Consider the following 22,610-nt stretch of genomic DNA (forward strand, 5'->3'; position numbering starts at 1 on the left):
GGGCTGCATCTTAAACCGCGACCTCCGCCATTGCAGCTTGATAGAGTTCCAGATGCGCCAGGGCGGCCTGCTCCACCGTGGTAGGCGGGACGATGCCGGCGACGAGTTCATCCCAGAGGCCTGGTGTCTCGATCGCCCGGCGCATGACCTCGGCGAGGCCCAGGGGATCCTTCACCGGTGCATGCAGGCCGTCGATGCCGTCGCGGACCATCTCGGCCGTGCCGCCGATGCCGCTGCAGATGACCGGGCGGCGGTGGCGGAAGGCTTCCTGGACGACCAGGGGCGCATTCTCCCACCAGATCGAGGGAATGACGACCCAATCCACCTGTTCCATGAGCGCCGGCAGTTCCTCCGGCGTATAGGCGCCGCGCGAGGCGGCATCGGGGGCAGCGGCCAGGTCGGCGTTGAATTCGGCCATGAAGGTTTCGGACTGATAGGCGGCGCCGCCATGCAGCCCGACCCGGTGCGCCACCCCGGCCTCGCTGAGGCGGCGCGAGGCGCGCAGCAGCATGAGGCTGCCTTTGAAGCGGTTGATATGGCCGAAGAAGCCGAAGCGGTCCCGCCGCCCGTCCGAGGCCGGGCGATGCGGCACCGGCGGCAGGGCAGGGACGCCATTCGGCATGACGCTGAAGCGGCCGCCTGGCCAGCCCGCCGCCAGGTAGCGGCCGAGGGCGAATTCGCTGGGCACCAGGACGCGGGCGAAATCCGCCAGCACGTCGCGCATCTGCAGGTCCCGCATGACCAGGTCCCCGGCCGGGCGGCCGGGGAAGCAGCGCAGGCAGCCATCCAGCGTCGGCCCGGTGCAGAGCCGGCCATCGGTGGTGAGCAGTTGGCCTTCCTGGGCGCAGAGCGGGAAGAAATCATGCGCGGTGAAGACGAAGCGGGCCCGCGGTGCGAGGCGGCGGATCAGGTCCAGGGTCTCGACGCCCAGTTGCAGGGCGTGGTGCACATGGACGATGTCGGGGTCCAGCTGCTCGACCAGCGGGGCGATCGACAGCAGGCCATAGGTATCGGGCTGGGACAGGAAGAAACGGTCGAAGTGGTCGAGCCAGACCAGCAGCTCATCCGTGGCATCGCCGATCGACTGCACCATGGTGCCGGGCAGCCATTCCCGGTGGGTGCTGGTGACGGCGGCGAGGAAGAGCCCCGCCACCCCGTGCCGGTCCCGCAATGCGCGGAACAGGTTGCGGGCGAAGACTTCCGTTCCGCCGGCCTGCAGGCCGGGGTGGTTGTGACACAGGAAAAGGACGCGCATCGGCTTCAGCCTTGTCCGGCTGGCAGCGTGCCCGCGGGCCAGGGCCGCGCCATCAGGGCGGCCATGTCCGTGGCCCAGCGCCGATGATGCAGGCCGCGGTTGTAGGTCGCGGCCAGGGTGCGGGTATAGCCGGTGTGCAGATTGATCGACTGGCGTTCGAAGTGATACAATTCGGCGCCCGGGACATAGCCGATGCCGCCGCCATCCGCCCGCAGCCGCAGGCAGAGATCCGAATCCTCGTAGTCGCCGACGACGTAATCGGTGGAGATGCCGCCGACCGCGGCATAGGCGGCGCGGCGGACGCAGAAGGCGGCGCCGGTGATGCCGGGCACTTCGCGGGCCTGCAGCGCGGCCGGAAAATAGCGGGGCAGGCCCTTGAAATAGTGGCTGTTGTGCCAATCCCCGTTGTCCGGCTGTTCGAAGTAGAGGCCGGCGTGCTGCAGGGAGTTGTTGGCGAATAGCAGCTTCGGCCCCACTGCCGCGAGCTGCGGCGCGGCGGCCAGGGCGCCCAGCAGGGGCTGCAGCCAGCCGCGTGCGGCCGGCACCACATCCGAGTTCAGCAGCAGCAGCACCGGCGCCCGGGCCTCCGCCGCGCCGGCGTTGCAGGCGCTGCCGTAGCCATAGTTGTTCGGCTGCACGACCAGCGTCACCGGCATGTGGTTGATGCCGTGGTAGCCGCGCAGCATGTGCTCGAGCTCCTCCCGCTGCTCGGGGCTGTCGAGCACGTAGATCACCTCCGCCTCCCGCAGGGCGGGGTCGCGGGCGAGGGCGGAGAGCTGGTGCCGCAGGTAGTGGACGTTGCGGTAGATCGGGATGATCAGGCTGATGACCGGGGATGCCGCCGGCGTGCCGATGCGGATGACCTCCGGCGCCTGGCGTGCCGCCATGACCCGCTGGTGCAGCCGCTCGACCGGCAGGGCGATGCAGCGGGACAGGATGTCCGGCGTGACATGGGAGGGCGCGATGGCGCTGAGGATGCGGTCCCGCGCCAGCAGCGGGCTGGTGATGGCGGCGGGGGCGACCAGGGTCACCTGATCCCCGGTGGTCAGCCGGATGCGCAGGCGCCATTGCGCCGAGGGCTTGATGGCCCCCTGCGGCAGATGGGCGACGAAGCCGGCGCGGATGCCGGGGCTGCCATGCGGCGCATCGGCGTATTTCTTCACCAGGTCCGGCCGCGGGAAGCGGGTGAGCAGGCTGGTGGGCAGCGGCTGTTCGCCGAAATTGCCGGCGAGGGAGAGCTGGCCGATCAGCCCCAGCGGGTCCCGCAGCCAGCCGCGCAGGAAGAGCCCGCCGCCATGGTCGTCCACCGCCAGCTCGAGCGCGCCGCCGAAGGGCTCCTCCGGCTCGGCGACCTGGCTGAAGGCCTGGGCGGGGGCGAGGAGCTGGTGGTCACGCAGCAGCCGGCGGCAGGCCTCGTCCTCGGTCGCGCGGCGGGCCAGTTCATGCGTGGCGCTGCGGTAAAGCGCCTTGCTGGGCGCCTCCGGGCGGCGGGCGAGCTCGGCCAGGGTGGGCAGGTGGCCCTGGTGCGGGGCGAGGTGGATCGGGCCTTCCCCGGCGGCCGGAAGCAGGTAGCCATCCTCGAAGCGTCGGTCGGCCAGCACCATGGCGCCGGCGGCATGGCTGGCCTGGCGGATGCGGTGACGGCCGATGACCAGGGAGGTGGCCGGTGCGGAGGCAAGGCCGCGGGGCAGCGACCAGACCAGCGTATCCTCCCCACAGCGGGCAATGGGGGTGGCGACGCGGTCGGCGGATTTACCGAGCGAGGCAAGGTTGCGGCAGAAGCCGGCCAGGGCCGCATCTTCCGGCCGGCGAAACATGCCGAGCGCCCGGGCGGCGATGAAGCCGGTGATCCGCAGGATGACGGCCGGCGGCTGGCTGGCCAGCAAGTCCCGGACATCGCCGATGGCATGCAGATCGAGGCGGGCGATGCCGCCCAGCTCATCGGTGACGGTGAGGGTGGTGCCGGCGGCGAGGCCGGGCTGGGCCCGGGCAATGAGCAGGGACAGCGCAGGATCCGTGCCGGGCACCTGCAGCCAGGACATCGGGGGTTCGACCGGACCGTGGTCCGAGGCAAGCGAGGCGCTGCCGACATCGATGCCGGCTATGCCGCCTTGCAGGCCGAGCATGACGATGCCCGGTGAGAGCAGGAGAAATGCGGCAGCCGCGCTGCCGGCGATATTCTGTGATATCGCCGGCGTATGCCCGAAGGTATCCAGAAGCCTCACCCCCGTCTTCACGAGACACGGGTAACGGTTAAAGGTTTCCGGTGTCTTGAGCCAATCCGAACTAGACGATCTTGATCCAGGCTTCCGGGTTGTTCGCCAGGTCGGCGGCGCTGACGCCGGCGATGCCCTTGATCAGGATGGTGTCGGCGCCGATCGTGACCTTCACGCTGCTGCCGACGACTTCGATCTTGTTGGTGACGCCGTCGAAGCCGCTGAGCGAGGTAAGGCCGCCCATGCCCGCCTTGATCTCGACCATATCCGCACCGTAGGTGAAGCCGACGATCGTGTCGTTGCCACCGAAGCCGGCGCCATAGGCGAAGGTGTCGGCGCCTGCGCCACCGATCAGCATGTCGTTGCCGATGCCGCCAACCAGCCTGTCGTCGCCGTCGCCGCCCGAAAGCGTGTCATTGCCAGCGCCGCCCCAGAGGCTGTCGTTGCCCGAACCGCCCGAGATGCTGTCGGCGCCGATGCCGCCAATGAGCGTGTCGTTGCCGTCACCGCCCTGGAGGTTGTTGTTGCCGTCGCCGCCGAAGATGGCGTCGTCGCCACCGCCGCCGATGATCGTGTCGTTGCCGGCGCCGGCCGTGACGGAGTCGTCGCCGTCGCCGCCGAGGATGTAGTTGTTGCCCTCACCGGCGGAGACGCTGTCGGCGCCGGCACCGCCGTTCACGGTGTCGCTGAAAGCGCTGCCCTGGAAGCTGAAGTTCGACTCATCGCTGAGTGCGCTGCCCTTGTAGGCGATGCCGCCACTGGCGAGGGAGGCATCGACCTGGGTGTGGCCGGTCGCGTCGCTACGGTCGAGAAACAGACCGCCGGTCTCGATATGGTAGAAAGCGTCCACATTCGAAGGAATACCGGAGAGGGGGATAGGCGACCCTCCTGCGATCGAAGCAAAATCTGCCATGGCCTACACCCCGTCGACGGTTCGGGCACCGAAAAGGCGCCTTCCAATGAAGGTGATCTTTAACCAGCGGTTGCGTTGTGGTCAATCTGGAGGCAGTGCCCGAGACAAGTCATTACACCCACCCGGCCGGGGGGGTAAGGGAAGCCGCTCCGGATCCGGACATCCGGCCTGACGGCCACTTTCCGGCTCGATTGCAGTGAAATCGAAAAGGTTCCACGAAGCATGCCCGGTAAGATTATCACATGTTCGTGTGAAAAGAACCATTATCAGGATATGAACGGCGGTTTCCAGGCGGTGCCATGATCTTCAGTACAAATTGAGACGACCTGACTGCTTCACCAGCGGTTGTGAACACCGTATAAGCTGGCTGGTATCGGTTGAATGGGGTGTCCCGCAGGGGCGTCGCCCGTTCGCTTTGGATCAGCGGAGACGCCTCGATGGCCACATTCCTTGGGTACCCCGGCAACGCGACGCTGGTCGGCGACGGCAGCGACGACATCTTCGCCGTACTCGGCGGCTGGACCGGGACCGTGTCCCTGTCCGGCGGCGCCGGCAACGACACCTTCTACTTCGCGTCCGATTTCATCACGACCGCGGGCCAGTTCAGCACGATCGACGTCGGCACCGGCGCCGACGCCGTCTACAGCTACACCGCAAGCGGCCCCGTCAGCATCATCGCCAATGCCGATGCCATCGGCGACACGTTCATCGTCGGCATTGGCGCGGACACGATCTTGGCCGGTGACGGCGACGACTATATCGTCTCCACTGGTGGTGCCGACAGCATTACCGCCGGCGGCGGCAACGACACCATCCTCATCGCGTCCGGGGCTGCCACGATCAATGCCGGCAGCGGCAACGACTCGGTCGTCTGCGGCGACGGCGCCCAGACGATCGACGGCGGCTCGGGCAACAACTGGCTCGTCGCCGGCGCCGGTGACGACCTGATCTACTCCAGCGGTACGGATGTCATCTTCGGCGGCACCGGCATCGATACGCTGAGCTTTGCCAACCTGACCGCGGGTGTCGTGGTCAACGCATTCTCGGCGACCAGCACGGCGATCACCGGCACGACCTACTTCGACGGCATCGAGAAGCTGATCGGCACTGCCTATAATGACGTCTTCACCCTGACCGCCGGGACCATCGATGGCGGCGCCGGCTTCGACATCCTCGACCTGGGCAACTACCAGATCGGCTTCAGCATCGACCTTTCCGCCCCGGACAGCCCGGCCTTCGATCTCCATCTGATCTCGATCGAGGGCATCCGCACCGGCTTCGGCGCCGATGTGCTGACCGGCAATGCTGCCGACAACCTGCTGGACGGCGGCGCCAATGGCGATGAGCTGAACGGCGGCGGCGGCAACGACACCCTCATCGGCGGTGCGGGCGACGACCTGCTGACCGGCGGCGACGGTGCGGACGTGTTCCAGTTCGGCGCCAACTTCGGCGCCGACATCATCTTCGACTTCGAGGTCGGGACGGACAAGCTCTCCTTCGCCACCGGTTCGGTGACCGCGGCGAACTTCAACCTGGCGGGCGGCGACCTGACGGTGACCGTCGGGACTTCGTCCATCACCTTCATCAGCGACGCCACCGGCTTCAGCTTCGCCAACGACGTCATCTTCTACTGAGCCGGGACGGGGGCCGCGAGGCCCCCGGACCGCTGCAGGGGCCGGGCAGCGATGCTCGGCCCCTGCGCAATTCAGGCCTCGCGCGGGACCAGTGCCGGCGCCACCGCCTCGCCCGGCAGCGGCTTGCGCAGCACGCAGAGCGACTGGCCGAGCGGATAGCTGCCGGCCGGCACCCGGTCCGTCGCCGCCTCGGCATCCACGGCGACGATCGGTCCATCGCCATAGAGCATGGCGACGACGTTGAAGCCGAGCTTCTCCGCCCAGACCCGCAGGTCGGCACGGTGGAGGAAGACATTGAGGTGCCCGGCATTGCCGTTGCTGCGGGCCCAGCCGACGCAGTTCTGGAAGATCGGCCAGTTCACCGGCACCGCGAATTCCAGGAAGGAGAAGATCACCCGCCCGCCCGGCTTCAGCGCTTCCCGCGCGGAGTCGAGATAGGCATAGGATTCCTCGTGCAGCAGATGCGTGAGGACGGAGAAGAAGACGACGAGGTCGGCCGTGCCCGGCTCGACCGGCAGCCGATTCTCCTTCTCTACCAGGAATTGGAAGTCGGGCCGGTCCACCTTCCGCCGGGCATAGTCGACCAGCGCCGGCACCGGATCCGTGCCGATGTAGCGCAGCCCGGGGTAGCGGCGGAGCTGCCAGGCGAGCCGGCCCGAGCCGCAGCCGACGTCGACCACGCATTGGTCGGGCTGCAGCCCATGCGTCCGCAGCAGCGCATGTTCGTAGACGCCGATATCCTCGTAGTTGCCGCCGACGGCGATGGAGAGGGCCTGCTCCTCCGGGTAGTGCTTCAGCAGGTAGTCGACCCATTGCTCATAGCTGGCGACGCTGTGCAGCTTGCGGCTCATGCCGGACTCCCGTGGGCTTCAGAGGCGGTGATAGGCCCTGAACCAGGTGACGAATTCGGCGATGCCGGCGGCGATGCCGGTGCTCGGGCCATAGCCGGTCAGCGCCTTCAGCAGGCTGCCATCGGCCCAGGTCTTCAGCACCTCGCCCGGCTGCATGGCCATGAGATTGCGGATGGCGGGACGGCCACAGGCGCGCTCGAGCTCGGCGATGAAGTCGAGCAGCTGCACCGGCTGGGCATTGCCGATGTTCACCACGCGGAAGGGGGCGACGGGGCTGATCGAATCGCAGGGTGCCACGGCCTGGCCCGCGGCGGGGATGCAGGGGATCAGCCGGTCGATGGCCTCCACCAGGTCGTCCACATAGGTGAAGTCGCGCTCCATCCGGCCGTGGTTGTAGATGTCGATGGTCCGGCCGCGCAGGATGGCATCGGTGAATTTGAAGAAGGCCATGTCCGGCCGGCCCCAGGGGCCATAGACCGTGAAGAAGCGGAACATGGTGATGGGCTGGTGCCAGAGATGGGCATAGCTATGGCCCATCGTCTCGCAGGCCATCTTGGTCGCGGCATAGATGTTCAGCGGCGTGGCGACCGCATCCGTCTCCCGGAAGGGCATGGCGGTATTGGCGCCATAGGCGGAGCTGGTGGAGGCCATCAGCAGGTGGCCGACCGGCTGCGCCTTGCAGGCCTCGAGCAGCGTATAGGTCGCCAGCACGTTGTTGTGGATGTAGCTTTCCGGATGTTCCAGCGCGTAGCGGACGCCGGCCTGGGCGGCGAGATGCACGACCACGTCGGGCGTCTCCGCCGCCAGCACCGCGGCGATGCGGCCGGGTTCCGCGAGGTCGAAGAGCAGCGGGGTGAAGCCCGCGGCATCCGCCAGCAGGGCGTGGCGGGCTTCCTTCAGCCGCACGTCGTAGTAAGGGACCATGGCATCGATGCCGATGACCTGGTGGCCTGCCGCCAGCATCCGCCGGGCGAGGTGGAAACCGATGAAACCGGCGCTGCCGGTGATGACGATCTTCATGCGCGGCGCCGATCGGTTGTGCGGTTGGCCGATACTCCTAGAGCAGTTGGCGGGGCCAGGGAAACATTGGGCCGGGTCCGGCGTGGACGCGGCGGTTCCTTTTGCGTTGACATATTCAGTGCGTAATCGCATTGAATACGCATGCCGGATTCGTTGCTCACGCGGCCTTCCCAGGATGGGCCGGGACTGACGCCTTTCCCACTCGAGTCGTTGGCTGCCGCATTCCGCTCCCGGCAGGCCACCATCGCCGTCATCGGGCTTGGCTATGTCGGCCTGCCGCTGGCGCTGGCGCTGGTGGAGGCCGGCTTCACCGTGCTGGGGCTGGACCAGGACCAGGACCGCCTGCACCAGCTGGCCTGTGGCGAAAGTCCCTTGCGCCAGGTCCCGGCAGATGCGGTGCGGACCGGGCTGCGCAGCGGCCGGCTGCGGGTGACGGCCGCCTGGCATCGGCTGCTGGAAGCGGATGCGGTGCTGGTCTGCGTGCCGACCCCCCTCGGCCCTCATCGGGAGCCGGACCTGGGCGCGGTGGAGGCGGCGACGCGACGGATCGCCCAGCGGCTGCGGCCGGGGCAGCTCATCGTTCTCGAATCGACCAGCTATCCGGGCACGACGCGGCGGCTGATGCTGCCGATCCTGGAGGCGACGGGGCTGCGCTGCGGCGAGGGATTCTTCCTGGCGCATGCGCCGGAGCGGGAGGACCCCGGCAATGGCGGCTACCGGACCGCGACCATCCCGCGGGTGGTGGGGGGCGCCGACCCGGCTTCGCTGCAGCTTGCGGTCGCGCTCTACGGCGCCTTCGTCGACCGGGTGGTGCCGGTCGCCTCGGCCGATGTGGCGGAGGCGGCGAAGCTGACGGAGAACATCTTCCGGGCGGTGAACATCGCCCTGATGAATGAGCTGAAGCTGGTCTTCGAGGCCATGGACATCGACGTCTGGCAGGTGATCGAGGCGGCGCGGACCAAGCCCTTCGGCTTCATGCCCTTCTTCCCCGGGCCGGGGCTGGGGGGGCACTGCATCCCGGTCGACCCGCATTACCTGAGCTGGCAGGCGCGGGCGCTGGGCGTGCCAACCCGCTTCATCGACCTGGCGGGGGAGGTGAATGCCGCCATGCCGCGGCATGTGCTGGACCGGCTGGCCCTGGCGCTGGACCGCGGGCAGGGACGGGGGCTGCGCGGCAGCACGGTGCTGGTGCTGGGCATCGGCTACAAGCGCAACCTCGAGGATCTGCGGGAAAGCCCCGGGCTGCGGCTGATGGAGATGCTGGAGGCGCGGGGCGCCACCGTGCGCTTCCATGATCCGCTGGTGGCGGCGATCCCGGCCTTGCCGGAGCATCCCGCCCTGACGGGGCGGCGGAGCATGGCCTGGTCCGCCGCGGCCCTGGCCGAGTGCCATGCGGCCTTGATCGTCGCCGATCATGACGGGGTGGATTACGCGGGGCTGGCGGCCGCGGTGCCGCTGGTGGTGGATACGCGCAACGTCTGCGGCCGGCTGGGACTGGTAGGGCCGCATATCGTCAAGGCCTGAGTGCGGGTCGTTTCACCAACTTGTCATCGCCGAGCCTGGGGATAGGGCGCACACTCGCGCGACATTCCCCGCTGAGGTCCCGATGGAACAGCCCGGCCAGCCTGCCTTCCTGCCCGGCAGTTCGATCCTTGGCGGTGCCGCCGGTGGGTTGAGCTACGAGGGGGCCTTGCGCGATGCGGTCTCCGGCGAGGAGAAGGCGCGGCGACGGGCGGCCGGCGAGGCCCGCAAGGTGGCGCCGCCGCAGCACCAGGTGCAGCCGCCGCGGCCGAACCGGGACGGCTGAGCGGGGGGCGGGAACCGCCAGGCGGTCGCCGCCTGCCTCAGTACATCGTATCCAGCAGCCGCTGCGGCGCCTCCGCGTCATAGGTCTTGGGATCCACCAGCCCCCGGGTATGGGCGGCGATCAGCTCCCCCATGCTCGGCACCGCCGCCGGTCGGGCCCGCTCTCCCCAAAGGCGGGACCGGCTGATGGCCTTGGCGCATTGCATGTAGACCTCCTCCACCGTCACCAGCACCACCGTGGCGGGGACCTTGCCCTGCACGGTGAAGCTCTCCCGCAGGGCGGGGTCGGCGGTGATCCGGGCATGGCCATTGACCCGCAGCGCCTCGCCGGCGCCGGGCACCATGAACAGCAGCGCGACGGCGGGATTGGCGATGATGTCCCGCAGCGCATCCAGCCGGTTGTTGCCGCGCCGGTCCGGCAGGGCCAGGGTGCGGTCGTCCAGCGGGCGGATGAAGCCCGGGGCATCGCCGCGCGGGGTGGCGTGGACCCCCTGCGGCCCGACCGTTGCCAGGATGGCGAAGGGACTGGCGGCGATGAAGGCCAGCGCCTTGGGCTCGAGGTGGGGGATCACCTTCTTCAGCACCAGCTCCCGCGGCGGATCGTAGATCGCGGCGAGCTGGTCGAGGGTGGCGACGGCGAAGGGGTCGGCCAGGGCGGCTGGCGGGGGCATGGCATCCATGGAAGGGGAGGGTGCCAGCCGGCGAGGCCGGATCGCAAGCGCCCCGTTGCGGAGCAACATCGGCATCCCATGCGGAGCAACATCGGCACCCCGTTGCGGAGCAACGTAAGCACCCCGTGGCGTCGGCCGCCTCATGCGGCTATAAGCCCGGCTTCAAGCGGAATCTCAGAATCAGGAGAAGGCTGGGGCCATGGCGGGCCACTCGCACGCGAAGAACATCATGCATCGCAAGGCGGCCCAGGGCGCCAAGAAGGCCCGGGCCTTCGGCAAGCTGATCCGCGAAATCACCGTCTCGGCCAAGCAGGGCCTGCCGGACCCGGCGATGAACCCACGGCTGCGCGCCGCGGTGAAGGCGGCGCTCGTCTCCAACATGACGCGCGATACCATCGACCGCGCCGTCAAGCGCGCCGCGCTGGCCGGGCAGGGGGAGGACTATCAGGAGGTCCGCTACGAGGGCTACGGCCCCTATGGCGTCGCCATGATCGTCGAGGCCCTGACCGACAACCGCAACCGCACCGCCGGCGATATCCGCAGCGCCTTCGCCAAGGCGGGCGGGGCGCTGGGCGAAAGCAATTCGGTCGCTTTCCAGTTCGAGCGGAAGGGGGTCCTCTGGTTCCCCGGCCTGACGGACAAGGCGGAGGCGATGCTGGAGGCGGCGATCGAGGCCGGCGCGTTGGATGTCGAATCGGACGAGGAGGGCCACGAGGTCACCTGTGCGCCGGAGGATTTCTTCGCGGTGCGGGACAGCCTGGAGGCCGCCTTCGGCAGTCCGGAGAGCGCCAAGGTCGAATGGGTGCCCAATGTCCGCATCGACCTGGACGAGGACAAGGCGCGGGAGATCCTGAAGCTGATCGAACGGCTGGACGAGAGCGACGACGTGCAGAACGTCTATGCCAATTTCGAGGTCTCGGACGCGGTGTCCGAGCGGCTCTCGGCCTGAGGGTGCCCTGAGGGTGCATGGATCGGTTCGCCTGCTGGGCCTCGACCCCGGCCTGCAGCATACCGGCTGGGGCATGGTCGAGAGCGCCGGCAGCCGGCTGCGGCACCTGGGTGATGGGGTGATCTCGACCGATGCCGGCCAGCCCCTGGCCGAACGGCTCTGCACCCTGCATCGCGGCATCCTGCTGCTGCTGGAGCAGTGGCAGCCGGACGAGGCGGCGGTCGAGCATACCTACGTCAACAAGAACCCCCAGGCGGCGCTGAAGCTCGGCCAGGCGCGCGGCGTGGTGCTGCTGACCCCAGCGCTGACCGGCATTCCCGTCGCCGAATACCAGGCCATGGAAGTGAAACGCGCGGTGGTCGGCACCGGCCATGCCGACAAGGTGCAGGTGGAGGCCATGGTGAAGCGGCTGCTGCCCGGCGCCGTCATGCGCCGCTCGGATGCGGCGGATGCGCTGGCCATCGCCATCTGCCACGCCCATCACCGCGGGACGCGGATCGCGCTGGCGAAGGGATACGTGCCGGCATGACGGCGCCAGCGAAGCAGCCCCTTGGTCAGCCCTCCGGGCGGTGCCGCCCTCCGGCCATCGTGGGTGAAGCATGATCGGGAAACTAACCGGCAAGCTGGACGGGGTACAGGACGGCGGCTGCATCCTCGACGTGAATGGCGTAGGCTACCTTTTGTCCTGTTCGACCAAGACCCTGGACCGGCTGCGCGACGTGCAGGGACTGGCGAAAGTGCTGGTCGAGACGCAGGTACGCCAGGACGCGATCGTGCTGGTCGGCTTCGCCACGGTCGGGGAGCGCGATACCTTCCGCAAGCTGGGCTCCGTCCAGGGCGTCGGTACCAAGCTGGCGCTGGATATCCTCTCGGCCTTCACGCCGGAAGATCTGGCGGAGGCGGTGCGCCGGGCCGACCGGACCGGGCTGCGCCAGGCCAATGGCGTGGGCGCCAAGCTGGCTGACCGGCTGGTGACCGAGCTGCGTGAATGGGCCGGCGGCATCCAGGCGCCGAGTGGGATTGCCGTCAGCGACAGCGTGCTGCCGCTGCCGGGCGCGGCGGCGGATGCGGTCTCCGCCTTGATCAACCTCGGCTGGAAGCGGCCGGAGGCCCAGGCGGCGGTCAACCGTGCCAAGGGCCGGCTGGGCGAGGATGCCGGGCTCGAGGGGCTGATCCGCGATAGCCTGAAGGAGCTGGCGCGATGAGCGGGAGCCGTCGCCGACCACCGCCGCCGCCGCCCGAGATGGAAGCGGACGACCGCATCACCACGCCGGTCCGCACCGACGAGGATGCCGCCGAGGCGACCCTGCGGCCGCAGGTGCTGGCCGATTTCACCGGCCAGCAATCGCTGCGGGAGAATCTGGGAATCTTCATCGAGGCCGCCCGCACCCGGGGCGAGGCGCTGGACCATGTGCTGCTGCACGGCCCGCCCGGCCTCGGCAAGACCACCCTGGCGCAGATCGTGGCGCGGGAGCTGGGCGTCGGCTTCCGCGCGACCAGCGGGCCGATCCTCCAGCGGGCCGGCGACCTCGCGGCCATCCTGACCAACCTGCAGCCGCGCGACGTGCTCTTCGTCGACGAGATCCACCGGCTGCAGCCGGCGCTGGAGGAAACCCTCTATCCGGCGATGGAGGATTTCCAGCTCGACCTCATCATCGGCGAGGGGCCGGCGGCGCGCACCGTGCGGATCGACCTGCCGCCCTTCACCCTGGTCGGCGCGACGACCCGGGCCGGGCTGCTGGCGACGCCGCTGCGCGACCGCTTCGGCATTCCGCTGCGGCTGCAATTTTACACGCCGGAGGAGCTGCTGCTGATCGTCCGCCGCGGCGCGCAGAAGCTGGGCTTCGAGCTGGCCGAGGCGGGGGCGCTCGAGATCGCCAACCGCTCGCGCGGGACGCCGCGCATCGCCGGCAGGCTGCTGCGCCGGGTGCGCGACTTCGCGCTGGTGGGCAAGGTTGTCGCCGACCGGGCCATGGTGGATGGGGCGCTGGCCCGGCTGGAGGTGGACCGCATGGGCCTCGATGCCATGGACCGCCGCTACCTCCGCCGCATCGCCGAGCACCACAACGGCGGGCCGGTCGGGGTGGAGACGCTGGCCGCCGCGCTGGCCGAGAGCCGCGACACGATCGAGGATGTCATCGAGCCCTACCTGATCCAGGAGGGGCTCATCCTGCGCACGCCACGCGGGCGGATGCTGGGCGAGCCGGGCTGGCGCCACCTCGGCATGACGCCGCCGGCGGGCTTCGTCGTCCAGCCGGACCTGCTGCTGCCGTGAGGACCGCCCCCGATTCTCCGGCGCATGGCTTTCCCATCCGCGTCTACTTCGAGGATACCGATGCGGGGGGGATGGCCTATCACGCGACCTATCTCCGCTGGGCGGAGCGGGCGCGGACGGAATCCTTGCGCGACATGGGCTTGCCGCATTCCCTGATGATGGAACGTCACGATTCGATACTCGTGGTGCGGCGCATCGAAGTAGAGTATTGGCGCCCCGCCCGGCTCGATGACGCCTTGGTCGTCGAGACGCGGGTCATCGCGGTGAAAGGCGTCACCCTCGTGCTGGACCAGCGGATGGTCCAGGGCGCGGTGACGCTCGCGGCGCTGCGGGTGGAGCTGGCTTGCGTGGATCGGCACGGGTTGCGGCCGAAGCGGATACCCGAACCCTGGCGCAGCGCCCTGAGCGGCGCGCCCGGTTCGATGGAAAAGGGAGAGTAGCGGTGGACCGCAGCGTGACGGCAACGGACCTGGGTGGCGCATTGCACGACCTGTCCCTCTGGGGCCTGTTCCTCCAGGCCGACTGGGTGGTCAAGCTGGTGATGGTCGGGCTGCTGCTCGCCTCCGTCTGGGTCTGGGCCATCGTCTTCGAGAAGCTGACGAGCATCCGCCGCGCCAACAGGGCCGCCGATGCCTTCGAGGACAGCTTCTGGTCGGGCGGCAGCCTCGATGACCTGTTCCGCAAGGAAGGCGAGCAGCCGACGCATCCCATGGCCGCGGTCTTCGCCGCCGCGATGCGGGAATGGCGCCGCAGCGCGCAGCGGCTGGCGGGTTCCGACCTCGTCGCCGCCGGGCTGAAGGAGCGCATCGACCGCAGCATGAACGTGACCGTGCAGCGCGAGATGGACCGGATGGAGCGCTGGATGATCTTCCTCGCCTCGGTCGGTTCGGTCGGGCCCTTCATCGGGCTGTTCGGCACGGTCTGGGGCATCATGAACAGCTTCGCCGCCATCGCCGGCATGCAGAACACCAACCTCGCCGTGGTGGCGCCGGGCATCGCGGAGGCGTTGTTCGCCACCGCCATCGGCCTGGTCGCGGCCATCCCGGCGGTGCTGGCCTACAACAAGATCAGCTCCGACCTCGCCCGCTTCGCCGGGCGGCTGGAAGGCTTCGCCGCCGAGTTCGGCGCCATCCTGTCGCGGCAGTCGGAAAGCGCGGTGACCGGAGCCTCGGGCGCCGCCGAGGCCCGCACCACCGCGCCGGTCGCGGAATAGGCCGGTGGCCGCGTCCCTGAACGGCGCCCGCGGCGGGCGCGGCCGGCGCTACCGGCCGATGGCCGAGATCAACGTCACCCCGCTGGTCGACGTGATGCTGGTGCTGCTGATCATCTTCATGGTCGCCGCGCCGCTGATGACCGTGGGCGTGCCGGTGGACCTGCCGAAGACCCAGGCGAGCGCGCTGAACCAGGACAACGAGCCGATCACCATCTCGGTCAATCCCGAGGGCAAGATCTTCCTGCAGGAGACCGAGGTGCCGCTGGAGGGCCTGGTGACGCAGCTGCAGGCGATCGCCGGGGAAGCCGCGCAGGGAGCCAACGCGCAGGAGCGCCGCATCTTCGTCCGCGGCGACAAGGCGATCAGCTACGGCCGGGTGATGGAGGTCATGGGGACCATCAGCGCCGGCGGCTTCAGCAAGGTGGCGCTGCTGGCCGAGCAGCCGCCGGGTCGGGCGCCGACCACGGCGCCCCGTCCGGCTACGAGGCCGGCCTCGCCGGCGGCCCAGCCCGCGACGCCGCGCAGCCCAGCACGCTAGCCGAGTAAGGGGGACGCGCGGGGGCGCGGACATGCAAGTCAGGGGGTTGCGATTCTGGGGGCTGGTCTCGGCGGCATTGCACGTCGCTGCCCTGATACTCGGGCTGGTCTTCGGCCTGCCGCGGCCGCTCGAGGAGCCGAAGGAGCAGGCGATCGCGGTGGAGCTGGTCGCCGCGCTGCCGCCGCAGCAGGCCCAGGGGGAGCGCGCCGCGCCGGTGGCCGCGCCCAGCACGGTGCCGCAGCCGCCACGGCCGGAGCCGCCGGCCCCCGAGCCGGTGCGCGAGCAGATTCCGACGCCGCCGGCCCCGCCACCGCCGCCGCCGCCGCCGCCGAGCCGCGAGGCCGGCACCGGCCAGACGCCGTCGGTCTCGCGGCCGCAGGAACGCAGCACCAGCGTGCAGAACACGCTGGACCGGCTGCGCGCGGCGCAGCAGGCCTCGAACGAGGCGCCGCGTGGCCAGCCGCGCCCGACGCCCGGGGCGCCGCAGCAGGGCGGCGGCACGCCGACCGGCACCGCCAACCTCAGCGCCGGCGAGAAGGCCGGCCTCGCCGACAAGATCAGCGAATGCTGGAGCGTCGATGGCGGTGCCGTCGGCATCCAGAACGTCATCGTCGAGTTCCGCGTCGAGGTTGATGCCGGCGGTACCGTGCGCAACGTCAGGCCGAATGGCTCGGTGCCGACCGAGCCGCGCGCGCGGGCGGTCTATGAGGCGGCGCGGCGCGCCCTGCTCGATCCGAAATGCAACCCCTTGCCGCTGCCGCGCGAACGACTGGCGGCATTGCGCGATACCGTTTTCCGCTTCAATCCACGCGACCTCGGGCTGCGCTGACGCGCCTTGCCGTGGTAGCCGATGGCAGGAGGATTTGCCGCATGATCCGAGACGACGGGGCTGACGCCCGCTTCCTGTCGCGCCGCGCGGCGCTGTTCGGCGGCATGGCCCTCGGCCTGCCGCTGCTGACCGGCCTGCCGGCCTGGGCCCAGGGGCCAAGTTCCGTGGTGGACATCACCAAGGCGCGGACCGATCCCATCCCCATCGCCATCCCGGATTTCGCGGGTGGTTCGGCGGATGCGCAGCGCATCGGCCGCGACATCGCCCGGGTGGTGCTGACCAACCTGCGCAATTCCGGATTGTTCCGTCCGGTGGATCGCGCCGCCTTCATCCAGACGGCGGAGGCGGCGGCACAGACGCCGCGCTTCCAGGACTGGCGCGTCATCGGCGCCCAGGCGCTGACGACCGGCCGGGCCGAGATTTCCGGCGACCGGCTGCGCGTCGAATTCCGGTTGTGGGACGTGCTGCCGGAAGCGCAGATCCAGGGCACCGCCTTCACCGCCCCGGGCGCCAATTGGCGGCGCATCGCGCATCTGATCTCCGACGTGATCTATGAGCGGCTGCTGGGCGAGAAGGGGTACTTCGATACCCGCGTCGTCTATGTGGCGGAGACCGGGCCGCGCGACCGCCGCACGCGGCGGCTGGCGATCATGGACCAGGATGGCGAGAACCAGCGCTTCCTGACCGATGGCAGCAGCGCCGCGCTGACGCCGCGCTTCCATCCGAATGCGCAACAGATCGCCTTCATGTCCTATGCCCGCAACGAGCCGCGGGTCTATCTTTTCAACTTGGATACCGGGCGGCAGGAAGTGCTCGGCGTCTTCGCCGGCATGACGCTTTCGCCGCGCTTCAGCCCGGATGGGCGCAGCGTCATCCTCTCCTCCACGCGCGGCAACGACGCGAATATCTACGTCGTCGATCTCGGCAGCCGGCGCGAAAGGCAGCTCACCTCGGGCGGTGGGCTGGATGTCTCGCCCTGCTTCTCGCCGGATGGTTCGCAGATCGTCTTCAACTCGGACCGCGGCGGCGACCAGCAGCTCTACGTCATGGATGCGGGCGGCGGCGGCATCCGCCGCATCTCCTTCGGCCGTGGCCGCTATGCGACGCCGGTCTGGTCGCCGCGGGGCGACCTGATCGCCTTCACCCGCATCTCCTCCGGCCAATTCGCCATCGGCGTGATGCGGCCGGATGGCTCGGGCGAGCGCATCCTGTCCGAGGGCTGGGGCATGGAGGGGCCGACCTTCGCGCCGAACGGCCGGGTGATGATGTATTTCCGCGAGACGCCGGCCCGCGATGCGCGCGGTGGCGGCTATTCCGCGCGGCTGTCCAGCATCGACATCGCCGGCTTCAACGAGCGGCAGATCCTGACCTCGACCGATGCCTCCGATCCGGCCTGGTCGCCATTGCTGGCGTGATGCTGTATGCGGCGGAAACACGTTGAAACAAGTTTAAAGGTTTCTGCCGCGTGCAAGCTCAGCATTGCAAAGGATGCATTTCCCGGCGCCAATGTTGCCATACTGGCGCCCGTTTTCCTTGACCCTCTAACGCGCTGGTTGTAACCGCCGCGGCGGGTTTCCGCGGTGTCGCGCTGTGCCGATCGGAAGGATGAAGGACAACATGATGCTGAATACCAAGATGCTGGGTGCGGTCGCCGCGCTCGCCCTGCTCGCCGCCTGCGAATCGAAGACCGAGAATGCCGCGACCGGCGCCGGCGCCGCCGCGAATACCTCGGCCGGCCCGCGCCCGGGCAGCCAGGAAGACCTCGTCGCCAATGTCGGCGACCGCGTCTTCTTCGATACCGACGAGTCCTCCATCCGCACCGACCAGCGCAGCATCCTCGAGCGCCAGGCCGCCTGGCTCGCCCGCTACCCGGCGGTGACGGTGCAGCTCGAAGGCCATGCCGATGAGCGCGGCACGCGCGAGTACAACCTGGCGCTCGGCCAGCGCCGCGCCAATTCGGCGCGCGACGTGCTGGTCGCCAGCGGCACAGCCGGGGCCCGCATCGCCACCATCTCCTACGGCAAGGACCGCCCGGCCGCGCTGGGCTCCTCCGAGGATGCCTGGGCGCAGAACCGCCGCGCCGTCACCGTCGTCCGCTAGGCCTGCCGCCATCGCGCCATGCCCTGCGTGGCGCGATGGAACGGGTTTCGTGGAACCATGGATGACCATCGGGCTTTCGCCATGCGGTCATCCGTCGCCTTCCTTGCCTTTCCTTCCTGATGCGATGAGCCCCACCGGAGGCCCACTATGCGCCGTGCGCTCGCCGCCCTGATCCTGACCGCGCCGCTGCTGCTGCCCGCCGCCTCCCGGCCGGCGCTGGCACAGGCGGAAAGCCGTGAGGGGATCTATCTGCAGAACCAGATCCTGCAGCTCCGCCAGGAGCTGGACCAGGCACGCCGTGGCGGTTCCGCGCTCGGCGGGCCGGCGCCCAGTGTGGCGCCGCGCGCCGGTGGCGGCGCGCCGCAGGGCGAGATGGTGGGCGCGCTGCTCGACCGCGTCACGGCGCTGGAGGAGGAGGTCCGGCGGCTGCGGGGCCGGCTGGAGGAGGCCGAATACCGCGGCCGCACCCTGGCGCAGACCGTCGAGAAGCTGCAGGGCGACATGGACTACCGCTTCCAGCAGATGGAAGGCCAGGGCGGCCGTTCCGGTTCGCCCGCGGCGGCGCCGTCCCGTCCCGCGCCACCGCCGGCGGCACCCGCCCCGACCGCGGCGGCACCTGCCGCCGCCCGGACGCCGGAACGCGCCATCGCCGATGGCCAGGCCGCGCTGAGCCGGCGCGACTATCCCGCTGCCGAGGCCGCGGCGCGCGAGGCTTTGGCGGTGCGCGGCAGCCCGCGGGCCACCGATGCGCAGCTGCTGCTGGGCGATGCCTTGAACGGCAAGCGCGACTTCGCCGGCGCCGCCCTGGCCTATAACGATGCCTATACCCGCGGCCGGACCGGGCCGCGCGCGCCCGAGGCGCTGCTCGGCCTGGCCGGGGCCTTCACCAGCCTGAACAGCAAGCGGGAGGCCTGCGAGACGCTCGACGACCTCCGCAGCAATTTCCCCAACCTGCGCGGGCCGCTGGCGGAGCGTTCGGCCGAGAGCCGGCGCCGCGCCGGCTGCCGCTGAACCGACGCTGGTTGGGCCGCTTACCGAGGCTGAGTTCGCGGCGCTGATGCGGCCGCTGGGGCCTTTCGGCCCCGCCCCGCATATGGCCGCCGGTGTCTCCGGCGGTCCCGACAGTCTGGCCCTGGCGCTGCTGGCCGGGGCCTGGGCGCGGGCGCGTGGCGGCTCGTTGCTGGCATTGGTGGCCGAGCACGGGCTGCGGGCGGAAAGCGCCGCGGAGGCCGCCGGGGTGGCGGCTTTGCTGACGGCGCGGGGGATCGCGGTTCGGGTGCTGCCGCTGGGCCTCGCGGCGGGGCCGGGCCTGCAGGACCGGGCGCGGGCGGCCCGCCATGCGGCGCTGCTGGCGGCCTGCGCCGCGGCGGGGCGGCCCTGGCTGCTGCTCGGCCATCAACGCGGTGACCAGGCGGAGACCCTGCTGTTCCGGGCTCTGCGCGGCAGCGGCCCGGCCGGGCTGGCGGCCATGGCGCCGCTGCGCATGGCCCCGGCCGCGCTGGTGCTGCGCCCCTTACTGGATGTGCCGCCGGCGCGGCTGGAGGCGGTGGTCGCCGCCGCCGGCCTGGCCCCGGTGCGGGACCCGAGCAATGGCGACCATCGATTCGCCCGGGCCCGGCTGCGGGATGCCCTGGGCGAGCCCGGCGGGACCGGCCCCGCCACGGCGGCCCTGGCCGAGGCCGCCGCAGCCTTCGCCCGGCGCCGGGCCCGGCTGGCGGCGGCGGTGGCCACGAGGCTGGCCGCCTGCGCCCGGCTGCTGCCGGAGGGCTATGCCGAGGTGGATCCGCTGATGCTCGGCGAGGATGCCGTGGCGGATACGGCGCTGGCGGCGCTGCTGCGGGCGATCGGCGGGGCCGGCTTCGCGCCGCCCCGGGCCGCGGCGGCAGCGCTGCGGCGGCAGGGGGCCGGCACCCTGGCCGGCGCCTGGCTGCGCCCCGGGCCGCGTGGCCGCTGGCGGCTGTTGCGGGAGATGGCGGGGCTGGCCCCGCCCGTGCCGGCGGTGCGCGGTGCGGTCTGGGACGGGCGGTTCCGCCTGCTGGGCCCGGGGGCGGCGGGGCATGAGCTGGGACCGCTGGGGGCTGCCGATGCGGCACGGCTGCGCCGGAGGGCGCCGGGGCTGCCTGCGGCGGTGCTCTCGACCTTGTCGGCAATCCGATACAATGGCGTGCTGGTGGCCGTCCCCGCCTTGGATTATCCTGAGGTCGGGCACTGTATGGCCTTCAGGACAGTGTTCGCCCCGGCTGGGGATGCGGTTTCGGAAGCCTTTTCCGCAGACAGCACGGTCACGAAGCATCTGGGGCATTCACGGCCGGGGTTGGCGTCCCTATCTTGTGGGATGCTGGCCTCGGGACGTCGTGCCCGAGGCACCATGGCCCGGTAGGGGGCCGTGGCGGGAACAGGATACGTATCGGTGAACAATTTCGGCCGCAATTTGGCGCTCTGGGTCATTGTGGCCCTGCTCTTGGTGGCGCTGTTCAACCTGTTCCAGCCCGGTACCACGGGACAACGGGGGGCCCAGCAGGTCGCCTATTCGGAATTCCTGAACGAGGTCGGCGCCGGACATGTCCGGGACGTCGTCATCCAGGGCAAGACCGTCACCGGCACCCTGACCGATGGCCGGACCTTCCAGAGCTATACGCCGGATGATCCGAACCTGGTCGGCCGGCTGACCGAGAAGGGCGTGCGCGTCGTCGCCCGGCCGGAGGAGTCCGACGTCAACCCGCTGCTGCACTACCTGCTCAGCTGGTTCCCGATGCTGCTGCTGATCGGCGTCTGGGTCTTCTTCATGCGGCAGATGCAGTCGGGCGGCGGCCGGGCCATGGGCTTCGGCAAGTCCAAGGCGAAGCTGCTGACCGAGAAGCAGGGTCGCATCACCTTCGAGGACGTGGCCGGCATCGAGGAGGCAAAATCGGAGCTCGAGGAGATCGTGGAATTCCTGCGGGATCCGCAGAAGTTCCAGCGCCTCGGCGGCAAGATCCCGAAGGGCTGCTTGCTGGTCGGCCCGCCGGGTACCGGCAAGACCCTGCTGGCGCGCTCCATCGCCGGCGAGGCGAACGTGCCCTTCTTCACCATCTCGGGCTCCGACTTCGTCGAGATGTTCGTCGGCGTCGGCGCCAGCCGGGTGCGTGACATGTTCGAGCAGGGCAAGAAGAATGCCCCCTGCATCATCTTCATCGACGAGATCGACGCCGTCGGCCGGCATCGCGGCGCCGGCCTGGGCGGCGGCAACGACGAGCGGGAGCAGACCCTCAACCAGATGCTGGTCGAGATGGACGGCTTCGAATCGAACGAGGGCGTGATCATCATCGCCGCGACCAACCGGCCGGACGTGCTGGACCCGGCGCTGCTGCGCCCCGGCCGCTTCGACCGGCAGGTGGTGGTGCCGAACCCCGATGTGATGGGCCGGGAGAAGATCCTCCGCGTCCATATGCGGAAGGTGCCGCTGGCCTCCGACGTCGACCCCAAGACGATCGCCCGCGGCACTCCCGGCTTCTCCGGTGCCGACCTGGCGAACCTGGTGAACGAGGCGGCGCTGCTGGCGGCCCGCACCGGGCGCCGGACGGTGGGCATGCATGAGTTCGAGGCGGCCAAGGACAAGGTCATGATGGGCGCCGAGCGCCGGTCGCTGGTCATGTCCGACGACGAGAAGCGGATGACCGCCTATCACGAGGCCGGCCATGCGCTCTGCGCGATGAAGCTGCCGGAATGCGACCCCGTCCATAAGGCGACCATCATCCCGCGCGGCCGTGCGCTGGGCCTGGTGATGTCGCTGCCCGAGGGCGACCGCTATTCCAAGCACAAGTCGAAGCTGCTGTCCGAGCTGGCCATGGCCATGGGTGGCCGTGTCGCCGAGGAGCTGATCTTCGGACCGGACAAGGTCTCGAACGGCGCCTCGGGCGACATCAAGATGGCGACCAACCAGACCCGGATGATGGTCACCGAATGGGGCATGTCCGAGAAGCTCGGCATGATCGCCTATGGCGAGAACAGCCAGGAGGTCTTCCTGGGCCATAGCGTCACCCAGTCGAAGAACCTGTCCGAGGAAACGGCGCGGCAGATCGATGGCGAGATCCGCCGGATCATCGACGAGGCCTATGCCCGCTCGAAGCAGATCCTGTCGGAGAACATCGACGAGCTGCACCTGCTGGCCAAGGGCCTGCTGGAGCACGAGACGATCAGCGGCGACGAGATCAAGCTGATCATCCGTGGCGAGCCCATCGTGCGGAACCGGCCGGATGAGCCGGTGCCGCAGGGCCGCGGCAGCGTGCCGACCAGCGGCCGGCCCTCGCGGCCTAGCCCCGGCGGCCTCAACCCGGCGCCCGCGCCGGGTGCCTGAGCCG

At 70.0% G+C, this 22,610-nt stretch carries 22 protein-coding genes; 16 read left to right on the top strand and 6 right to left on the bottom strand.

What is annotated here, in order from left to right; translation table 11 throughout:
* Nucleotides 1-10: 10 nt before the first annotated feature.
* The 3 genes from AC0IW9_RS10505 to AC0IW9_RS10515 form a co-directional block, all read right to left on the bottom strand.
* On the bottom strand, nucleotides 11-1,255 hold the full coding sequence (locus AC0IW9_RS10505; RefSeq protein ID WP_471648187.1) for a glycosyltransferase family 4 protein: 1,245 nt from the start codon (nucleotides 1,253-1,255) through the stop codon (nucleotides 11-13).
* A 5-nt stretch (nucleotides 1,256-1,260) separates the two neighbouring features.
* A complete protein-coding gene (locus tag AC0IW9_RS10510) occupies nucleotides 1,261-3,480 on the bottom strand; it encodes a glycosyltransferase family 2 protein (RefSeq protein ID WP_471648188.1) in 2,220 nt (739 codons plus the stop codon).
* 61 nt (nucleotides 3,481-3,541) lie between these two features.
* A complete protein-coding gene (locus AC0IW9_RS10515; RefSeq protein WP_471648189.1) occupies nucleotides 3,542-4,321 on the bottom strand; it encodes a calcium-binding protein in 780 nt (259 codons plus the stop codon).
* Between the two features lie 449 nt (nucleotides 4,322-4,770).
* On the opposite strand from AC0IW9_RS10515, the gene AC0IW9_RS10520 reads away from it, so the two are divergent.
* Nucleotides 4,771-6,018, top strand: coding sequence for a calcium-binding protein (locus AC0IW9_RS10520; RefSeq protein WP_471648190.1), 1,248 nt, complete (start codon nucleotides 4,771-4,773; stop codon nucleotides 6,016-6,018).
* 71 nt (nucleotides 6,019-6,089) lie between these two features.
* Here the strand turns inward: AC0IW9_RS10520 and AC0IW9_RS10525 are convergent, their stop codons facing one another.
* Nucleotides 6,090-6,869, bottom strand: a complete 780-nt coding sequence (locus AC0IW9_RS10525) for a class I SAM-dependent methyltransferase (RefSeq protein ID WP_471648191.1) — start codon at nucleotides 6,867-6,869, stop codon at nucleotides 6,090-6,092.
* Nucleotides 6,870-6,887: 18 nt separating this feature from the next.
* Complete coding sequence (locus tag AC0IW9_RS10530; protein ID WP_471648192.1) at nucleotides 6,888-7,889, bottom strand: NAD-dependent epimerase/dehydratase family protein; 1,002 nt, start codon at nucleotides 7,887-7,889, stop codon at nucleotides 6,888-6,890.
* Nucleotides 7,890-8,099: 210 nt separating this feature from the next.
* Here AC0IW9_RS10530 and AC0IW9_RS10535 point away from each other — a divergent pair, with 210 nt between their 5' ends.
* Both AC0IW9_RS10535 and AC0IW9_RS10540 read left to right on the top strand, forming a co-directional pair.
* A complete protein-coding gene (locus AC0IW9_RS10535) occupies nucleotides 8,100-9,413 on the top strand; it encodes a nucleotide sugar dehydrogenase (RefSeq protein WP_471648193.1) in 1,314 nt (437 codons plus the stop codon).
* Nucleotides 9,414-9,495: 82 nt separating this feature from the next.
* Nucleotides 9,496-9,696, top strand: a complete 201-nt coding sequence (locus AC0IW9_RS10540; RefSeq protein ID WP_471648194.1) for a hypothetical protein — start codon at nucleotides 9,496-9,498, stop codon at nucleotides 9,694-9,696.
* Between the two features lie 37 nt (nucleotides 9,697-9,733).
* Here the strand turns inward: AC0IW9_RS10540 and AC0IW9_RS10545 are convergent, their stop codons facing one another.
* Complete coding sequence (locus AC0IW9_RS10545) at nucleotides 9,734-10,366, bottom strand: MSMEG_1061 family FMN-dependent PPOX-type flavoprotein (RefSeq protein ID WP_471648195.1); 633 nt, start codon at nucleotides 10,364-10,366, stop codon at nucleotides 9,734-9,736.
* Between the two features lie 199 nt (nucleotides 10,367-10,565).
* Between AC0IW9_RS10545 and AC0IW9_RS10550 the strand changes: the two genes are divergently transcribed.
* The 13 genes from AC0IW9_RS10550 (at nucleotide 10,566) to ftsH (ending at nucleotide 22,606) form a co-directional block, all read left to right on the top strand.
* Complete coding sequence (locus AC0IW9_RS10550) at nucleotides 10,566-11,315, top strand: YebC/PmpR family DNA-binding transcriptional regulator (protein WP_471648196.1); 750 nt, start codon at nucleotides 10,566-10,568, stop codon at nucleotides 11,313-11,315.
* A gap of 13 nt (nucleotides 11,316-11,328) precedes the next feature.
* Nucleotides 11,329-11,844, top strand: a complete 516-nt coding sequence (gene ruvC, locus AC0IW9_RS10555) for a crossover junction endodeoxyribonuclease RuvC (protein WP_471648197.1) — start codon at nucleotides 11,329-11,331, stop codon at nucleotides 11,842-11,844.
* A 70-nt stretch (nucleotides 11,845-11,914) separates the two neighbouring features.
* Nucleotides 11,915-12,520 (top strand): Holliday junction branch migration protein RuvA, encoded by a 606-nt coding sequence (gene ruvA / locus AC0IW9_RS10560; RefSeq protein ID WP_471648198.1) that lies wholly within the window; start codon nucleotides 11,915-11,917, stop codon nucleotides 12,518-12,520.
* Nucleotides 12,521-12,558: 38 nt separating this feature from the next.
* The gene (ruvB, locus tag AC0IW9_RS10565; protein ID WP_471648323.1) at nucleotides 12,559-13,590 is read left to right on the top strand and encodes a Holliday junction branch migration DNA helicase RuvB; all 1,032 of its coding nucleotides are present in this window, start codon (nucleotides 12,559-12,561) and stop codon (nucleotides 13,588-13,590) included.
* Entirely contained in the window at nucleotides 13,587-14,030 is a 444-nt protein-coding gene (gene ybgC, locus AC0IW9_RS10570; RefSeq protein WP_471648199.1) for a tol-pal system-associated acyl-CoA thioesterase, read from the top strand. The genes ruvB and ybgC overlap by 4 nt, the downstream gene beginning before the upstream one ends.
* A gap of 2 nt (nucleotides 14,031-14,032) precedes the next feature.
* On the top strand, nucleotides 14,033-14,803 hold the full coding sequence (gene tolQ, locus AC0IW9_RS10575) for a protein TolQ (protein ID WP_471648200.1): 771 nt from the start codon (nucleotides 14,033-14,035) through the stop codon (nucleotides 14,801-14,803).
* Between the two features lie 4 nt (nucleotides 14,804-14,807).
* Nucleotides 14,808-15,341, top strand: a complete 534-nt coding sequence (gene tolR, locus AC0IW9_RS10580) for a protein TolR (protein WP_471648201.1) — start codon at nucleotides 14,808-14,810, stop codon at nucleotides 15,339-15,341.
* A 31-nt stretch (nucleotides 15,342-15,372) separates the two neighbouring features.
* Entirely contained in the window at nucleotides 15,373-16,170 is a 798-nt protein-coding gene (locus AC0IW9_RS10585; RefSeq protein WP_471648202.1) for a hypothetical protein, read from the top strand.
* 41 nt (nucleotides 16,171-16,211) lie between these two features.
* A complete protein-coding gene (tolB, locus tag AC0IW9_RS10590; protein ID WP_471648203.1) occupies nucleotides 16,212-17,585 on the top strand; it encodes a Tol-Pal system beta propeller repeat protein TolB in 1,374 nt (457 codons plus the stop codon).
* A 208-nt stretch (nucleotides 17,586-17,793) separates the two neighbouring features.
* Nucleotides 17,794-18,270: a peptidoglycan-associated lipoprotein Pal gene (gene pal, locus AC0IW9_RS10595; RefSeq protein ID WP_471648324.1), complete on the top strand. Its 477-nt coding sequence runs from the start codon at nucleotides 17,794-17,796 to the stop codon at nucleotides 18,268-18,270.
* Between the two features lie 147 nt (nucleotides 18,271-18,417).
* Complete coding sequence (locus tag AC0IW9_RS10600; RefSeq protein WP_471648204.1) at nucleotides 18,418-19,281, top strand: tol-pal system YbgF family protein; 864 nt, start codon at nucleotides 18,418-18,420, stop codon at nucleotides 19,279-19,281.
* A gap of 46 nt (nucleotides 19,282-19,327) precedes the next feature.
* Nucleotides 19,328-20,650: a tRNA lysidine(34) synthetase TilS gene (gene tilS, locus AC0IW9_RS10605; RefSeq protein ID WP_471648205.1), complete on the top strand. Its 1,323-nt coding sequence runs from the start codon at nucleotides 19,328-19,330 to the stop codon at nucleotides 20,648-20,650.
* Nucleotides 20,651-20,680: 30 nt separating this feature from the next.
* Nucleotides 20,681-22,606, top strand: coding sequence for an ATP-dependent zinc metalloprotease FtsH (ftsH, locus tag AC0IW9_RS10610; RefSeq protein WP_471648206.1), 1,926 nt, complete (start codon nucleotides 20,681-20,683; stop codon nucleotides 22,604-22,606).
* Nucleotides 22,607-22,610: the final 4 nt, after the last annotated feature.

The sequence above is a fragment of the Belnapia sp. AC561 genome (genome assembly GCF_979252845.1).

What these genes read in the sequence shown, in the direction of transcription:
- AC0IW9_RS10505 (WP_471648187.1), bottom strand. Translation starts at nt 1,255, where the DNA reads ATGCGCGTCCTTTTCCTGTGTCACAACCACCCCGGCCTGCAGGCCGGC.
- AC0IW9_RS10525 (WP_471648191.1), bottom strand. Translation starts at nt 6,869, where the DNA reads ATGAGCCGCAAGCTGCACAGCGTCGCCAGCTATGAGCAATGGGTCGAC.
- AC0IW9_RS10530 (WP_471648192.1), bottom strand. Translation starts at nt 7,889, where the DNA reads ATGAAGATCGTCATCACCGGCAGCGCCGGTTTCATCGGTTTCCACCTC.
- AC0IW9_RS10540 (WP_471648194.1), top strand. Translation starts at nt 9,496, where the DNA reads ATGGAACAGCCCGGCCAGCCTGCCTTCCTGCCCGGCAGTTCGATCCTT.
- AC0IW9_RS10545 (WP_471648195.1), bottom strand. Translation starts at nt 10,366, where the DNA reads ATGCCCCCGCCAGCCGCCCTGGCCGACCCCTTCGCCGTCGCCACCCTC.
- AC0IW9_RS10550 (WP_471648196.1), top strand. Translation starts at nt 10,566, where the DNA reads ATGGCGGGCCACTCGCACGCGAAGAACATCATGCATCGCAAGGCGGCC.
- ruvA (WP_471648198.1), top strand. Translation starts at nt 11,915, where the DNA reads ATGATCGGGAAACTAACCGGCAAGCTGGACGGGGTACAGGACGGCGGC.
- ruvB (WP_471648323.1), top strand. Translation starts at nt 12,559, where the DNA reads ATGGAAGCGGACGACCGCATCACCACGCCGGTCCGCACCGACGAGGAT.
- AC0IW9_RS10585 (WP_471648202.1), top strand. Translation starts at nt 15,373, where the DNA reads ATGCAAGTCAGGGGGTTGCGATTCTGGGGGCTGGTCTCGGCGGCATTG.
- tolB (WP_471648203.1), top strand. Translation starts at nt 16,212, where the DNA reads ATGATCCGAGACGACGGGGCTGACGCCCGCTTCCTGTCGCGCCGCGCG.
- AC0IW9_RS10600 (WP_471648204.1), top strand. Translation starts at nt 18,418, where the DNA reads ATGCGCCGTGCGCTCGCCGCCCTGATCCTGACCGCGCCGCTGCTGCTG.
- tilS (WP_471648205.1), top strand. Translation starts at nt 19,328, where the DNA reads ATGCGGCCGCTGGGGCCTTTCGGCCCCGCCCCGCATATGGCCGCCGGT.